17 protein-coding genes are annotated in these 15,249 nt (G+C 65.7%); 10 read left to right on the top strand and 7 right to left on the bottom strand.

The genetic code is table 11. The annotated features are described in order from the left end of the window. Positions 1-158: 158 nt before the first annotated feature. The 4 genes from KA712_05620 (at position 159) to KA712_05605 (ending at position 2,830) form a co-directional block, all read left to right on the top strand. On the top strand, positions 159-953 hold the full coding sequence (locus tag KA712_05620) for a TIGR04290 family methyltransferase (protein MCG5052418.1): 795 nt from the start codon (positions 159-161) through the stop codon (positions 951-953). Further along, a complete protein-coding gene (locus tag KA712_05615; GenBank protein ID MCG5052417.1) occupies positions 917-1,309 on the top strand; it encodes a GNAT family N-acetyltransferase in 393 nt (130 codons plus the stop codon). Before KA712_05620 ends, KA712_05615 begins: the two co-directional genes overlap by 37 nt. Beyond that, a complete protein-coding gene (locus KA712_05610; GenBank protein MCG5052416.1) occupies positions 1,306-1,950 on the top strand; it encodes a histidine phosphatase family protein in 645 nt (214 codons plus the stop codon). Before KA712_05615 ends, KA712_05610 begins: the two co-directional genes overlap by 4 nt. A 64-nt stretch (positions 1,951-2,014) precedes the next feature. Continuing rightward, positions 2,015-2,830: a S1C family serine protease gene (locus KA712_05605; protein MCG5052415.1), complete on the top strand. Its 816-nt coding sequence runs from the start codon at positions 2,015-2,017 to the stop codon at positions 2,828-2,830. 80 nt (positions 2,831-2,910) lie between these two features. Here the strand turns inward: KA712_05605 and KA712_05600 are convergent, their stop codons facing one another. Next, positions 2,911-3,579 (bottom strand): peptidoglycan-binding protein, encoded by a 669-nt coding sequence (locus tag KA712_05600; GenBank protein MCG5052414.1) that lies wholly within the window; start codon positions 3,577-3,579, stop codon positions 2,911-2,913. Between the two features lie 371 nt (positions 3,580-3,950). On the opposite strand from KA712_05600, the gene KA712_05595 reads away from it, so the two are divergent. From KA712_05595 to KA712_05575, 5 genes are all read left to right on the top strand, one after another. After that, the gene (locus KA712_05595) at positions 3,951-4,406 is read left to right on the top strand and encodes a hypothetical protein (protein ID MCG5052413.1); all 456 of its coding nucleotides are present in this window, start codon (positions 3,951-3,953) and stop codon (positions 4,404-4,406) included. A 61-nt stretch (positions 4,407-4,467) separates the two neighbouring features. Further along, on the top strand, positions 4,468-5,829 hold the full coding sequence (locus KA712_05590; GenBank protein ID MCG5052412.1) for a DDE-type integrase/transposase/recombinase: 1,362 nt from the start codon (positions 4,468-4,470) through the stop codon (positions 5,827-5,829). Next, entirely contained in the window at positions 5,826-6,626 is an 801-nt protein-coding gene (locus KA712_05585) for an AAA family ATPase (protein MCG5052411.1), read from the top strand. Before KA712_05590 ends, KA712_05585 begins: the two co-directional genes overlap by 4 nt. Positions 6,627-6,628: 2 nt before the next feature. Continuing rightward, positions 6,629-6,934 carry a hypothetical protein gene (locus KA712_05580; GenBank protein MCG5052410.1) on the top strand — a complete coding sequence of 102 codons (306 nt, stop codon included), beginning with the start codon at positions 6,629-6,631 and terminating at the stop codon, positions 6,932-6,934. A gap of 617 nt (positions 6,935-7,551) precedes the next feature. Beyond that, positions 7,552-8,922, top strand: a complete 1,371-nt coding sequence (locus KA712_05575) for a tetratricopeptide repeat protein (GenBank protein MCG5052409.1) — start codon at positions 7,552-7,554, stop codon at positions 8,920-8,922. A gap of 33 nt (positions 8,923-8,955) precedes the next feature. Here the strand turns inward: KA712_05575 and KA712_05570 are convergent, their stop codons facing one another. The 3 genes from KA712_05570 to KA712_05560 all read right to left on the bottom strand — a co-directional run bounded on the left by KA712_05570 (position 8,956) and on the right by KA712_05560 (position 11,731). Then, positions 8,956-9,780 carry a hypothetical protein gene (locus tag KA712_05570; protein ID MCG5052408.1) on the bottom strand — a complete coding sequence of 275 codons (825 nt, stop codon included), beginning with the start codon at positions 9,778-9,780 and terminating at the stop codon, positions 8,956-8,958. Between the two features lie 80 nt (positions 9,781-9,860). Continuing rightward, the gene (gene mutY, locus KA712_05565; GenBank protein ID MCG5052407.1) at positions 9,861-10,955 is read right to left on the bottom strand and encodes an A/G-specific adenine glycosylase; all 1,095 of its coding nucleotides are present in this window, start codon (positions 10,953-10,955) and stop codon (positions 9,861-9,863) included. Then, entirely contained in the window at positions 10,946-11,731 is a 786-nt protein-coding gene (locus KA712_05560; protein ID MCG5052406.1) for a hypothetical protein, read from the bottom strand. Before KA712_05560 ends, mutY begins: the two co-directional genes overlap by 10 nt. Between KA712_05560 and holA the strand changes: the two genes are divergently transcribed. Continuing rightward, entirely contained in the window at positions 11,706-12,836 is a 1,131-nt protein-coding gene (gene holA, locus KA712_05555; protein ID MCG5052405.1) for a DNA polymerase III subunit delta, read from the top strand. The two genes, KA712_05560 and holA, sit on opposite strands and share 26 nt — an antisense overlap. A gap of 114 nt (positions 12,837-12,950) precedes the next feature. Here the strand turns inward: holA and rpsT are convergent, their stop codons facing one another. From rpsT to KA712_05540, 3 genes are all read right to left on the bottom strand, one after another. Next, positions 12,951-13,217: a 30S ribosomal protein S20 gene (gene rpsT / locus KA712_05550; protein ID MCG5052404.1), complete on the bottom strand. Its 267-nt coding sequence runs from the start codon at positions 13,215-13,217 to the stop codon at positions 12,951-12,953. Between the two features lie 146 nt (positions 13,218-13,363). Further along, positions 13,364-14,392 (bottom strand): hypothetical protein, encoded by a 1,029-nt coding sequence (locus KA712_05545; GenBank protein ID MCG5052403.1) that lies wholly within the window; start codon positions 14,390-14,392, stop codon positions 13,364-13,366. 113 nt (positions 14,393-14,505) lie between these two features. Beyond that, the gene (locus KA712_05540) at positions 14,506-15,174 is read right to left on the bottom strand and encodes a DUF882 domain-containing protein (protein MCG5052402.1); all 669 of its coding nucleotides are present in this window, start codon (positions 15,172-15,174) and stop codon (positions 14,506-14,508) included. Positions 15,175-15,249: the final 75 nt, after the last annotated feature.

Genomic DNA, 15,249 nt, shown 5'->3' with positions numbered 1-15,249 from the left:
GGCACCTTGAACGGATTCCGCGAAGCCAGCCGTTTACTGCTCGGACGTGCCCCTCCTTCGGCCTCCGCTTCGTCGCGCCCTGCGTACGAACGCAGATTCAGCCCCCCGAGCGTCCCTCCCACGACGCCAACTTTTGCCATGAGCCTGGAGACAAAAACATGAGCCTTCCGTCCTCGCACCGAGCCCCAAGCGCATCATCGAGTCGTGCCGAGGTCGAAAAGAGGGTCAGAGACCTTGGTACGTGGTTCCACAACATCGACCTCAACGGCGTCAAGACGGCCCCCGAGCATTTCCTTGGGGACTATCCCGCGGTGAAGTGGAACAGATTTTCCGGCGCTTTGCCTGCAGATCTGTCGGGCCGGAGTGTGCTCGACATCGGATGCAATGCGGGATTCTATGCGTTGGAGATGAAGAAGCGAGGCGCCAGCCGCGTGGTGGCGATCGACTCGAACGATAGCTACCTCGAGCAAGCCCGCTTCGCAGCCGAGGTCACCGGACATCAGGACATCGAGTTCAGGAATCTAAGTGTCTACGACGTCGCAGCACTGGGCGAATGTTTCGACGTGGTCCTGTTCATGGGCGTTCTGTATCACCTTCGTCACCCCCTTCTGGCCCTCGATCTCATCCACGAGTACGCGCTTGCGCCGAACGGCATGATGGTATTTCAGTCGATGCAGCGAGGCAGCAGGGAAGTCAACCGAATCGAGACCGATTACCCCTTTTGGGAACTCGAGCACTTTAACCTTTCCGGATACCCGAAGCTTCACTTCGTCGAGGACAAGTACAGCGGCGACGAGACGAACTGGTGGATTCCGAACCGCGCCTGCGTCGAGGCCATGCTGCGTTCTGCGGGCTTCGCGCTGGCCAACCATCCTGAGGAAGAGGTCTATTTGTGCCTTCGGCGAATCCCCGCCGCGTGCCGCCACCAAGCACACAACCATTCCGGGCGCTGAAAGGCCTTTCGGCCCGCGGGCTCGTACGGCTCTATACCCTCGCCATCGGCGACCGCCCCGCGGGGGTGTTCTACGGTTTTGCCGATGCGCAGCACGTGCCCAGGCGGAGGCTCTATGCGTACCTTGGCGGATTCGATCCCGCCTTCGCGTCGGCCGGGCCCGGCGCCCTGGTGATGGCACACGTCCGCAAGCAAGCGGTCGCCGAAGGCATCGAGCTTTTCGATCTGCTGCGCGGTGCGGAGCCCTACAAGCAAGCCTGGGGCGCAGCGCCCTGCCCCACCTACGGCCGCCGCGTCAGGAGCGGTCGTCGCTGCCCCAACGTCGGGATCATCAATCGAGGAGAAACAGCATCGTGAATTCGACAACCCCTTTTCTCCTGGTCCGGCACGCCGAACATCAAGCGGACCCCGCCACGCTCGCAGGGCGAAGCCTGACGTCGTTGACCGAGCGGGGACAGTCGCAAGCGGCCGCGCTCGCACGCCACCTCGCGGGCGCAAAGATCCAACGCGTGCTGACGAGCCCACTGCCTCGCGCCCACGAAACGGCGCGTATCCTCGCTTCCGCCCTGGGCGCCGAGGTCGAGCCACGCCCTGCGCTCGCCGAGGTAGACTTTGGCCGCTGGACGGGGCGGCGCTTCACCGACCTCGCGGACGAGCCGAACTGGCGACGCTGGAACACCTTCAGAAGCGCGGGCCAGGCACCAGGAGGCGAACGCATGCTCGACGTCCAGGCACGTGTGGTCGCAGAGCTGATGAGTGTTTGTGTGCAATCCCCCGGAGCGCTGACCCTCGTCGTGAGTCACGCCGACGTGATCCGCGCCGCGTTGGTTCACTTCCTCGGTGTGTCACTCGACCACCTCCTACGTCTCGAGATCGCGCATGCAAGCCTCAGCGCCTTGTCGATAGGCCCATGCGGTGCGCTGGTTACGGCCATGAACCACATGGTGGACATTGGAGACGCCGTCCGGGCGCACGAGCCCGCGAAGCGCACATCGTGATGCATTTGCTCGTGCACATGCGCTCCCTGTATTTCACAGTTGGCAACGCTGAGGAACCGTCGCCTTGCTCTTCCCCCGCTTTGCCTCCCACATGCTTTGTCTCGGCCTGGCCCTTGGCACCGGCTACGCCATCGGGCAGCACGCACCCGAGCGGCGCGACGCTGCCCCCGTGAGCGATCGCGAAGATTTCGCCATCACCCCCGTGTCCGGCCAAGCCTCGGCTCCGCCCTCTGACGACGTGCGCGCCCAGCTGCCCTCACCGCTGCACGCCGTCACCGAACGGCCCATCTCCCGGGCGTTGCATGCCGCGGTGGGCATCCGCGCGGGTCGCTCCTACGGGGCCGGTGTACTCGTCTCCCCGCAGGGGCATGTGCTGACCGTGAATCACGTGCTCGAGCCTGGCACCGTCCCTCGGGTCAGCGTCGCAGGCGAAGCGTGGCAATCTGCCAAGGTCGTCAGCACGGACATCGCGGCCGACCTCGCCCTCCTCCAAATCGACGCGATTCCCCCTGCAGCGCGTCCAGCGTCTTTGGGATCTGTGACCCGCTGTGCACCGGGCGATCGTGTGTTCACCATCGGTAGCCCGGCCAACATGAACTTCAGCGTCGCTCAAGGCGGACTGGCTTTCGTCGGCCGACGCTTCGGCCGCTTTCGCTACCTTCAAACGGATTTGCCCATCCATCCGGGCAACTCAGGCGGACCCTTGTTCGACGAGGAGGGTCACGTGATTGGCCTCATGACTTTCGTTCTGCGCCATGGGCCCGATCTCGGCTTCGCGATACCCATCGACTATGCCCTGTCCCGCCTGGCTGGACTCGAACGCCCCTCCAGCTCCGTGTTCGACAGTTGGGCCCGGGCCCGTAACGAAGCCCTATTTTGAGGCCGGCCCGCAGCTTCGTCGGGATGGCTCACGACCGGCTAATGCCCGTCGCAACCCGCCGAACGCTGCGGACCGCCTCGTCAGTAACCGCCGCCTGTCGAACCCGAGTCCATGCCGCCCCCGGTGCCCGTGCCCGGAGACCCGGTACCCGGGTCCGTGCCGTCCAGGTCAGGTGGCGTCATCTCCATGTCATCGGCGTCGTCGTCAGGAGACGTCGGTGGCGATGTCCGCTCCATCGGCGGCTGCTGTGTGCCATCGGAAGGCCGCGTTGTATCGAGGGTGCCGTCCCGCGTCCCTGAGCTGCCTCCCTGTCCTTGCCCCTGCATGTCAGCCTCTTGGTCGACACCCCGGACCGGTTGGACCTCCGAACCCGGAAGATTCACGCCCAGCTGGCGGATCGTCTCGGCATCGAGCCTGCCCGTGGCCTCCAGATTCTGCTGCCGCTGATACGCCCGCAAAGCGTTCGAGGTTTTTGGACCCACGATGCCGTCGACCTCACCCTGATAGAAGCCCTCCGTTTGCAGTGCGGTCTGAACGGCGTTGATGGTCTCTTCCGGTAGCAACGCGTCGTTGCCCATGGCCGCCGTGGACGACCCGCCGGTCTTCATCCAAGCGCCCTGCGCTTTGCCTTCCGAGCCGTCTTTCTCCTTCTCCGCCGTTCGCCGCATGCGAACACCTGGCTTCTCCGATCCGTTGGTGGCGCCCACCTTCACATCGTCACCGGTAGAGCCTCCGTTGTTAGGTCTCACGTAAATCCGTAAACCCCCAGGAAGGAATTCCCGCACTGGGTCCCTGGTGGTTTTGGTGATGAGGGGGCGGAAAGCGGAAGAAGGGTGAGGTGGCTTTTTGCGGGAAACGGGGATCTGGGTGAGGCTACCGGCCGGCAGGCATAACGCCCGCCCTTGGGACCCCAGAAAAAGGTTGGGCCCGCCACGGAGGCAACCGTGCGAGCCCTTGGCCGGTCGTGCAGTTGCGCCAAGCGACAGTACTGACCAGCGAGCAATACGTTAAGCAGGAAGGCTGGCAACAGGCAAGGCTCGAGCGGTGTCCGGCGCACGGATCTGGTAGCAAATGTGGCTTTCGCAGCCTCGGGACCTACGCCCGGGTGGAGCCAGCTGGGATGCGGGTGGCCCGGTACTACTGCCCGACGGCACATCGGACCTTCAGCCTGTTGCCCGACTGCTTGGCGTCTCGGCTCAGTGGCTCCCTGGAGGAGGTCGAGGCCGTGGTGACCGCGGTGGAGGCCGCGCCGTCGATAGAGGCAGCCGCCGATCGGCTGCGGCCAGACATCGAACTGCCCGGGGCGGTGCGATGGGTGCGCCGCCGCTACAGCGCCACCCGGGCGGCCCTGCTGGTGCTGGTGACCTCGACGCCCGCGCTGCTCGGCAACTGCGAGCCCACGCTCGCTGAGGTCCGCCAGCGTCTGGGCACTCCGGTACTGCGGCACGTACGAGCCGAATCCGAGAAGCAGCTTGGCGCCTTGCCCGCGCCAGTCGGATTCGGCCCCCGCAGTCGAGCCGCCAGCAGACTGTGGACACCTCGCGAACACGAAACGGGGCCAGACCCGCCGCCCTAACGCCTGTAGTGGTCGAGGCATAGGCGCTCACCGCCAAAACCACGGGCGCCGAGGAGAAAACATGGACACCCAAGCCGACGACAACGAGCGACGCAAGGCCGTCGCGCTCTTTCGCTATGGTGTGATTGCCGACCTATTGCACTGGCCCAAAGGCAAGCGAGGCCTGGGCGAGCAAATCGCAAAGAAGGCGGACCGCACCTACGACATCCCCGGCTCACGCAGGAGCCGTATCGCTGCCGAAACCATCAGAGACTGGCTCAAGGCCTATCGCCACGGCGGCTTCGATGCCCTGATGCCCAAGGCGCGCAGTGACGAGGGGCAGGCACGCAAGATCCCACAGTCCATCGTGGACCTTCTGTGCATGGTCAAGGAAGACAGGCCCGCACTGTCTGTGCGCATGGTCATCGATGCCGTGCGAGCCTCGGGCGAGGTACCACAGGACCTGGAGCTGGCGCCAGCCACGGTGCATCGGGTGCTCTCTCGTGCAGGCTTGATGGCTCGCAAGCCCGAGACGCCAACGAGCAACGACCGCCGTCGCTTCGCCTTCGCGAAGGCGGGGGAGATGTGGATGAGCGACGTGATGCACGGACCGTCCGTGCTGATCGGAGGCAAGCGCCGCCAAAAGACGTATCTCATCTCATTCATGGACGACGCCACCCGAGTCGTCCCGTACGCTGCCTTCGCGCTCGGCGAAAACGTCTCTTGTTTCATGCCCGTCTTCGAGCAAGCGCTGCGACGGCGTGGACTTCCCCTGCGGCTTTACGTCGACAACGGGGCAGCATATCGGTCGCATCATCTGTCCCTCGTCTGTGCCAGGCTGGGCGTGACTCTCATCCATGCACGCCCCTACCAGCCCCAGGGCAAGGGCAAGCAGGAGCGCTGGCACCGCGAGGTGCGCCGGCAATGCCTTGGCACCCTCGCCGAAGGAGACACTGCGAGCCTCGAAGCCCTCAACCGCAAGCTCTGGACCTGGGTCGAGGGGGAGTACCACCAGGCCCCTCACAGAGGCCTTGATGGCGAGACCCCGCTCGAGCGCTGGGCTCGCGCTTGCGACGAGGTGCGGCTGCCGGACATCGGCGCAGACTTCAGTGCGCTCTTTCTCTTCGAGGAAAAGCGCAAGGTACACAAAGACAGGACCGTCAGCTTGCGGGGCGTCGTCTATGAGGTGGACGCTTCGCTCGTCGGCGAAACCGTCTCTTTGCGCTTCGACCCGAGCCGGGTCGGCAAGCCCGTCGAGCTCTGGGTCAAGGGGCGCAAAGTCGGCCTGGCCAAACCCGTCGATGCGTATGCCAACTGCTTCGTCAAACGCGACAACGAGGTGCGCTCCGTCCTGCGTGCCGACCGCGTTGCACCGAATCCGCCAGAAGGACTTCGCCTGCGCGACTTCGACGTCGTCGAGCACCACGACCAAGGAGAGCGATGATGTACCGCAAGCACTTCGGCCTGAACCGCCATCCCTTCGGCAAGGAGGTCGAGCCTGATGACCTCTTTGTCTCATCTGCAAGTCAGGAGCTGTCGGTCCGCCTCAATCACCTCATCGAGATGAGGGGCATCGGCCTCGTCACGGGCGACAGCGGCAGCGGGAAGACCACTGCCTGTCGCAAGGTAGTCTCGGGACTGCACACGGGGCTACACAAGGTGGTCTACGTCGCCCACTCGACCGGCAACGTCATGGACGTCTACAAAGCCATCGCCTGGGAAATGGGCCTGCCCACCGAGCGCAACCGTGCCGCCGTGTATCGGCAGATCCGAACCGAGGTCACACGCCTGACCACCGAGGCACGGTGTCGCCCCATCCTCATCGTCGATGAGGCCCATCATCTCAGGCCTGACGTGCTCGAAGACCTCAGGCTCCTGACCAACTACCAAATGGACGCAGAGAATCGGCTTTGCCTGCTGCTGGTGGGACAATCTGAGCTGCGTCGTCGACTGGGCATGGCTGTCTACGAGGCGCTCAGCCAGCGCATCGTCATGCGCTATCACTTCGCAGGTCTTTCCCGTGAGGAGCTGTCCGGATACTTTGCTCACCGGCTTCGCCTCGCGGGGACCGAGCTGCCGCTCTTTGATCCCGCAGCCCTCGAGGCAACCTTCCAGGCCACAGGAGGTCTGCCACGAAAAGTGAACCTCCTTGCTCACCACGCCCTCATGGCCGCAGCTCTCGCACGGGCCAAATCCGTGACTGTCGAGCACGTCCAGGCAGCTTTGCCGGAGGTCGGGTGACCATGGGCACTACGATTCCATTGGAGGCTGGTCCCATCATCCAGCCCGGGCTCGACGAGCTTTGTGTCGCGCCCGCGATCGGCGTCCTTGCCGCCCTGGACGCCACGCTCGCAGCTGCTGCCCAACAGCTACACGCAGCGCATCCAGACCTAACCCTGGGCGGGCTGGCCTTTGGTGAGCCGCTCTCACCGCAAGCGCGCTCGGCGTACCTCCTTCTCTTTCGCTGTGTCGACTTGCGCACCGCGATCAGGGAATACAGGCACGTGGCCATCGACAACGCCTGCGACCAGCTCGACCTGCCCTTCTGAACCCCGAGAAGAATCCCCAAATCAGCCCCGGCTTCGCCTCAACCGCGCCGGGGCTTCTCCATTTGTGCCCTTATCCAACCCGGCACGCACCCACCCTCCAATCTGAGAAATCAACCCCCTGTCAGGGTGATCTTCGCTGAGAAACTCGAGGTGAGATAGCGTGAGAGACAACACTCCGTTTTGGGCAGAGTGGCCTTGGCTGCCCCCACGACCCTCCGTGCCCGTCTGATTCATATTCTCTGCCGCCACGGCTGGCGCGCTCAAGCTGGCGCCGAGCACTAGCGGTCCCCAGACCGAATACACTCTCGTTCTCATGGTTCTTCCTCCCCTGCTGTCCCGTTCGTTGTCGTTCCGAACTTCTCGGAACTCATGGGCTGCACGCCTCGTGCCGGGGCCCTTCGCCCCGCCAGCGCTTGGGATGAAGGGCCCCGCCGGCGGCGGGTTTTCTCATGCGTCACCGGCGTGCCCGGGTGGCCCCACGCCTCGTCACGTCCCCGGGACGTGCCACGGGTAGCGCGCGCGCTCCACGGCCTTCGATTGGATCTCAACCGTGGACCCCAGAGCGCCGATGGTAAGGAGCGCGTGGCTGCGACCTCGCCACCTGGAAACGATGCGACATGCGTAGAAACACCGTCGAAAGGCACGTTGAGCGGGGCAGCCGGCAACTCGAAAAGGGCAGCTTCAGGCGGGCCCTCGAAGAGTTTCATGCCGTGGTTCAGCGCGACCCCGATGACGCGCGAACCTGGCTGCGCATCGCAGAACTTCAAACGCGGCTGGGGGACGGTCGCGACGCCGTCGAGTCGTACCGCAACGCAGCCGCCATCCACGTACGCAAGGGGTTCCTGCGTCACGCACTCGCGCTCTACAAAAACGTTCTTGCTCTGGTGCCCGACGATCTCGATGCGCTTCGCAACGTCGCCGAACTCTCGGGCCAGCTGGGCCTCATGTCCGACGCCACGTTGCAGTATGAATCGCTGCTGAAGGTCTGTCAGCTCCAAGCGCGTAGCGACGAGGCCCTCCATGCCCTGCGCTGCATTCTCAAGCTCAACCCCTCTGACGTGCGCATTCAGATGCGCTTCGCCGAGACGGCCATGGCCCTCGGCCACAAAGACGAAGCCCTCGAGAAGCTGCGCTCCGCCGCAAAGCTTCTGAAAAAGGCAGGTCGCATCGACGAATACCTTCGCGTCTGTGAGCAAGTGCTGAAGGAGGAGCCCGGCAACACCCAGCTCGCCCGAGAGATTGCCAAGGGCTACCTCGTACGTGGAAACGGACGCTTCGCCCTGGCCCGTCTTCGCATGTGCTACGACGAGGCCCCCAAGGACGCCGAAATCCTGGACCTGATGGCGCAGGCCTTCGATCTCATCGGCAAGAAAGACAAGGCCGCGGTTCTGCTCAAGGCACTCGGGCGTGTGCACCGCGATCAAGGCCGTATGTTCGAGGCGCTCGACACCTTTCACCGCGCGCTCGACTTGGCGCCGCTCGACCAAGAGTTGCAGGGCATCCTGGAGCAGCTCGAGTCGCGCAGCAAAACGCCCATCGACTTCGCGGTCGACGTGGAGTCGGACGATGTGGCGATCGACATGGACGTCGACGTCCAGATGGAGGCGCGTCCCGATCCTGCCGCACCTTCGATTGTGGTGACCGAAGAAGAGACGCTCAAGATGTACATGCCCTCGTTCGTGACCTCCACCGAACTCGAGGCCGTGGACCCTCCCGCGCCGGACGCCACGTTCGATCTGTTCCCCGTCCAGCAAGCCAAGAAGCTGTCTTCGGACATCTCCTTCCTCATCGAGAAGACCGCCACGAAGCTGCGGCGCTTGGTGGCTTTGTTGCCGATGCAGATGGAGGCTCGCTCCCGGCTTGAAGCCGCAGGCGAAGCGCTGCGGCCCGGCAGCCCCCTCGTCAACGAACTGAGCACGCTCGGCGAAGAGCTGCAAAGCAACGAGTGGATCGACGAGCTCGGGTCGCGCGAGGTCGCCGAGGGCTGAGGACCGCACCGCTGCACACGCCCCCTCGGGCGCTCAGCGCATGCGCAAAAAGCCCCGGTGATAAAATGCGGTGAGCGCGCGCAAGGCCTCGAGCCGCGGCATACCGCAGATGTCGAGCAGCGTGGCCACGTCGGTCTGGCCATCGATGCAGGAGAGCAAAAAGCCCACGCGGTGGTCCATCGGGGGTGCATCCAATCCGTGGATCGATCGCGCCAAAAAGGGCACGTTGCTCTTCGGGCCCAGGGCGCTGGCGAACGCCCGCTCGATGAGCGACAGGCGGGGCCCCACCAGGGCCCAGGCCTGAGGATCATCGCTGCTCTCTGCAGCCTGTAACGCCAGCTCTGCCGCCGTCGCCGCAGACTTCGTGTCGTTTTGGTGCAGGAAGCGTTGGCACTGATCCAACTGGAACTGGACGCGATCGGAGGCCGTGGACTGCGGCCGACGTACGGGCGGCGGGCCATCGGCCATCACGGGGCGTGTGGTGTTCTCGTGCGCCGTTTTGACGGGAGCGCCCTCTTCCCCCGCCACCATCAGCTCGAGCTCGGTGGGGTGTGTGCTGGGTGCCAGCCATGCCGAGATCGGCGAGACCGGGGTCAGATCGTTTTCCACGACCGCGTCAGGCGCGGCCCCCGTCGCTCCTGAGCCCCGCCGGCCCCGCTGCAAGGGCTGAGAGGCCCCCGTCGCAAGCCGGCGCTCCACCAGCTCCACGAGGCGCTGGGCCTCTTCGTTCGCGGGGGACAGGGCAAGCGCGTGCCGCCAGGCATCGAGTGCCTCCAACACCGCGCCACGGCCATAACAGGCGAGGCCCCGTTCGATGTCGCGCCTTACGTCCAACAGTTCGCCTCGAAAGACCGCCATCGGCCGCTCCGGCGGGCGACTTGACGACGCCCTGCAACCAAACGACGCGCGCGGAAGGGCCGCGCCGAAGCGAGCAACGCTCACGGCGTGAGCCGCGAGGACGCCCCTTCGTTTCCGTGGGCGGCGACATGCGCCAGCAGCTTGCGTGTGAACGACGCCAGAGGCAACTCCACCTCTCCCCCCCGCGCCACCCAGCGATGACGGTCGGAGCGCAAGGAACCCTTCACCGCGGCCGCAACCACCGTCGCCGAGACCTCGAGGTGCGTAAACACGTGCCGCACGTGGCCCGGCAGCGTCACCAGCGCTTCGAGCTTCAACCCCGCCAGGGCCAGCGCGGTACGCGCCACCTCCTCGGGCGCGTCAGGCCCGCCTTCTGCCGAGGGCAAGGCCCAGGTCCCCCCGAGAAGGCCCGGGGACGCACGGCGCTCCAGCACGAGACGTCCCGCGCGCTCGGCGGCCACGCACACCCACGAGACGTTACGCTTCGCGCGCCTCGGCCGCTTCCGGGGCAGTCGCTTCGCATCCTCCGTTCCCCGCACCACACACACGCCCGCCACGGGACACAGATGGCACTTGGGCGCCCGCGGAACGCAGACCCGGGCACCCAACTCCATCACGGCCTGGGCGAAGTCGCCGCTCCGCCCGGGGGGCACCAAGGCCAGGCCAAAAGCATGCAGAGCCCCTCGGGTCTTGGCCTCATCGATGAAACCTTCTTCGCCGGACACCCGCGCCATCACACGCGCAGCGTTTCCGTCGAGCGCAAACGCCACCCGCCCGAAGGCAATCGCCGCAATCGCCGCCGCCGTGTACGGGCCCACGCCCGGCAGCGCACGCAACGCGGCTTCCTCCGCGGGCAGCGCCCCACCGAAGCGTGACACCACTTCCATGGCGGCGCGCTTCAAGCTCCGCGCCCGGCTGTAATACCCAAGGCCCGACCACAGCCGCAGCACCTCGGACTCGTCGGCCTCCGCCAGGCTGTTCACGGTGGGAAAGCGCGCGAGGAAGCGGTGATAGTAGGGAATCACCGTGGCCACCACCGTCTGCTGCAGCATGGCCTCCGAGATCCAAATCCGATACGGATCGCTTTGCCCGCGCCACGGCAGCTCGCGGCGCTCGCGCTCGTACCATGCCAAGAGCCGGCGCGCGAACGTTCCGCGCAGGCTCTTCAGTGCCATACGATTCCCAGCGCGCCCACCGTGGACACAACGGGCGCGTCCGAAAGCACCGCCACCACGGCCTTGATACTGAAGGCAAAGCTCCACGGGCCGCGGTGCGGAAGTTCGTACCCCAGCCCAAGCACCCCTGCCGGCCCCCAGCGCGAAAAGCGCGTTACCTCGTTCGCGCCGGTCACCGTCTCGGCCCCCAGCGCGGTCGACAAGGACGCCAAAGCCACCCCGCCGTGAAGCCACACCCGGTCCTTCCCAGCGGACCACGCTGGCCAACGGTTCGCGAACGCCCCCACCAGGGTGAGCGTGCTGGTGGCATCACGGGCATACCCCAAAAGATGCGCTTCGGCCTCGAGCCCCACGGACCAGCGGGGCGCCAGGGTGCGCGCGAGAGAAAGCCCGAACACGAGCCCCCGGCCCACCTCGGCGGGACAATCCGTGCACGATCGGGGCAAAGACACCGCGGCCCCCACCGTGGCCAAAGCCCGCCAGGCCAACGGGGGATGGTCGGCCCCCCCCGCCCGCGCAGACGGAGTTTCCGACCGGGCCGGAGCCCCCCAGGCCGTGAGGAGGCCCGAAACCAGGATGGCGAGCAGACTGCCGGACGGCCGGGCCCCCCGTCCGAAGCCGGAGGGCGAACGACGGCGGAAAGGGCGGAACACGCGGGCGATGGGCGTCGGCAAGGCCTTCGTGAACCTGGCGCGTTTCGAGCCACTCTTCAAGGGGGACGAACGGCGCAGGCTGGTGTAAAACCGCGCCGTGGCTAGCAAGACGCCTTCAGGCAAGGGGGCTTCGTCCGGGACCGTCAAGCCTGCGGCCGCCAAGGCGCCCAAAGCGGGGCGCGCTTCGTCGGGTGGTACACCGTTCGAACTCGTGACCCAGCTCGAACGAGGCGAACTGGAGCCTGTCTACGCGTTTCACGGCGCCGAGCGCCACCTCATATCGCGAAGTCTGGAAGCCATTCGCCGCGCCGTGGTCGGCCCCGGTGCCAAGGGCCCGGCGCTGAACGAAGAGCACTTCGACTTGAAGGAGTCGGGAGTCAGCGCGGTGCTAAACGCCGCACGCACTTTGCCCATGTTCGCCCGGCGCATGCTGGTGACGGCCCGTGGGCTCGACCAAATCAAAGCCGACGCCCTCGAGCCCCTCGTGGCGTATGCCCAGGATCCGAATCCCACCACTGTGCTCGTCCTTGTGGCCGACAGGGCCGATAAAGTCGATGGGCGTCTCAAGGCCTTCGCCGCACTCAAGAAGCTGGGCGTGCTGCACGAGTTCCCACGCCTGCGGGATCAAGAGCTGCCGCGCTGGGTGGAAGCGGAAGCCCAACGGCAGGGCGTTCGAATCGGCGCCGATGGCGCCCGGGCCCTTGCCGAGTCGGCCGGCCCCGACCTTGGGCGATTGGCCCAAGCGCTGGACCAGCTTGCCCTCTACGCCGCGCACCGGGATGGACGCGCCCCGGACGAGATAGAACGGCGGCACGTCGAGGCCCTCATTCCCGAAAGCCGGGAGCGCCAGGTGTTCGAGCTCACGCGGGCGATGGCCGATGGACGGATCGAAAAGGCGCTTGCGCTCGTGGGCCGCCTCCTCGGCGATCGCGAGCCCCCTTTGCTCATTCAAGGGGCGCTGCTGCGTCAGCTCCGCCAGATCTGGCGCGCCAAGGAACTCGTGGCCAGCGGCGCCCCGCGTTCGGACCTTCCAGGGGCCCTGGGTGTGCCCCCCTTCGCTCTCGACGAAATTTTGGGGCCCGCCCGCCGGATCAGCGTACCAGCACTCAAGCGCGGCTTCGATCGCCTCTACCAAGCCGACCGCCTGCTCAAGTCCTCGCGAGTGGACCCCGAGCTCATCGTGACCCGCCTCGTCCGCGACCTGGCCTCCGAACTGGCCCGGCGCTGATACCGACTTCACCCAGCCGCACCGGAAACGAAAAATCGCGCGCAGACCCCGAAGGCCTACGCGCGAAGGCACCGGACCGGGCCGCCGAAGCGGCCACCGGCGTATTCACCTGAATCAGGCGCTGACGTGACGGGCGGCCACGGTCAGACGGGAGACGAGACGAGACGCCGTGTTCTTCTTCACGACCCCGCGACCGCTCGTGCGGTCGATGAGCTGCACGGCCTCCTGCAACAGGACCGGGACCTCGTCCGCCTTCTTCGCGGAAATGGCGGCACGTACCTTCTTGATGGCGGTGCGCATGGCGGAACGGCGAGCGTTGTTTGCGGCGGTGCGCTTGACGCGCTGGCGGTTCTGCTTCTCTGCTGACTTCTTATTGGCCAATTGAAACCTCTTCGATTCTCTAACGGAGTCCGGGATTCTGGGGAACCCTTGGCCCCTTGTCAAGCGGTAAGGGCCACCTCTGGCACAGCGTGGCGGAGGCGCGCGCCAAGGGGCGGCGCACCTCCCTCGCGGAGGCGGCGCCGGTCCTAAAGCTCGATGTCGTCCATCGCTTTCGACTTCTTACCAGAACCACCCGACGATGACGCAGCACTCGACGTCCGCGCCGCCGCCTTCGGCCTCGCGTTGACCTCCGCCGCGCTGGGCGCCATGCCCGAGGAGTAGGGGACCACCACATCCTCCACCGGAGCGCCCGGCCGACCGATCTCCTTGCCCGCGATCTGGTCGATGATGTTTTCGTTCACGTCGGCATCCGTCCGGCTCCCCGACAGCACGGCTTCCACGAGAGAATCCCCTCCCTCGCTGCGCGGGTTGACCCGGGCACGAAGCTCGCGCAGGCGCTCTTCTTCCTTGCGGTCGTAAATCACCAAGCAGTAGACGTCGTAGAACTCGCTGCGGTCCACCAGACGCAAACCGTCGCCCGCCGCCGAAGCCCATTCGAAGTGGTCCAACTTCGCGACCACGCCGTCTTTGCGCTTTTCCTCGAGCTTGACCGTCTTCGCCTTGCCGAACCGGGCCTGCATGAGGTCACCGAACTCCTCGAAGGTCTTGTCAGCGAGGATGTCTTTGCCGAAGGCGATGAACAGCTTGTACAGCTTGCCATCGGAGAAGAAGTAGTAGCGCGTGTTGTTCTCGTCCCGCGAGACCAACATCGATTCGTCCGTCTTGTGCGCAAACTCTTGATCGACGATCGAAACGTCGTAGCCGGTCTTGCGGCCCTCGAACTCCGTGTACTTTGCCTTGAGGCCCTTGACCTCTTTTTCCATCTGGCCCCGCACCCGTGAGTACTGGGTGGGGTCACCAATCGCTTTTTTCAAGCTCTCGGCGTAGCTGTCGCGCAGGCGCTGCTCCACCAGCCTCTGAACGGCCGGTACCTCCATCCCCCACTTGAACTCACCCTTGAGTTTTTCGATCTCTTCGGCGTTGGCGTTCGGAACCGCCGCCGCGGCCTTGCCGCCAGATTTGGCTGGCGCTTTTCGTTTCGCCAGTGCCGGGCCCCCGGAAACGCCCAAGGCCAAAGCCAGGGACACGATGCTCATTCGGACGACACGCTTCATGAACCACTCCTGACGCGCAAAAAGGTCTCAACGTTTTAGCACTGGGGCCCTCCCCAGCAAAGCACGACGAGGGGAGGCCCTCGCGCCCAAGCCCACCGTGGCGCTCGGGTCTCCTACGGTGCGCCGTTTCGAGGCGCCTCGGGCGAGGTCGCGGGCCCATCGGGCTCGACGCAGCACCCGCCCCCCTCTCCCTCGTCTTGCGGCGCGCCTCCTTCGCCGGCGCCGTCGCGCGCCCAGGAAGGATCGATGCTCGCAGGCTTGAAGGTTTCAGCGCGCCCGGATTTCAGATCGGCCAGTGGGTTATCTGCATACATCGCGTTCTTTCCCGGAGCCGAGTAGTCGATCCAGAAGGCGGACGGCCCCGTGCGCACGTCGAGGTGGACGAAAGACGAATTGGGATAGTAGCCCACACCCACGTGGTCGAAGGTCTTCCGCAGATAGTCTCTCAGCTCCTGGTTCGGCACACCCTCGACCCGAAAATCGCAGGCCAACCCTTCCTTGTGCGGGCTCTTGGCGTTCTTGGCCACGGAGGGATCGCGGTACCCGGAGATCACTTCGATTCGCCTTCCGTCATAGTGCTGGCCCACCTGATAAATGAGACGGATGAGGCGCCCATCCATTCGATGGGCGTGGTCGGTATGATGGCAGCGGAAGAAGCGGTCGAAGCGCTTTTGCGCGCCCTTGACGGGGCGCCCTCGGCTGTCGGCGATGCGAAGCTGGAAGAGCTCCCGGCGGTTGATGTGAAAAAGCTCCACCGGGGCCCAGCGCGGGCGCCTGCGCACGCGTGCTCCCTTCGCCGTCCTTGACCTCGCGCGTCCGCCCTCGAATCCCGGCGCTGGACGTCCCGCACGAGACCG

The organism is Myxococcales bacterium, from assembly GCA_022184915.1.
Lineage (GTDB): Bacteria > Myxococcota_A > Polyangia > Fen-1088 > Fen-1088 > JAGTJU01.
The sequence above is the reverse complement of the archived record's forward strand: the minus strand, read 5'-3'. Positions and strand labels throughout refer to the sequence as shown.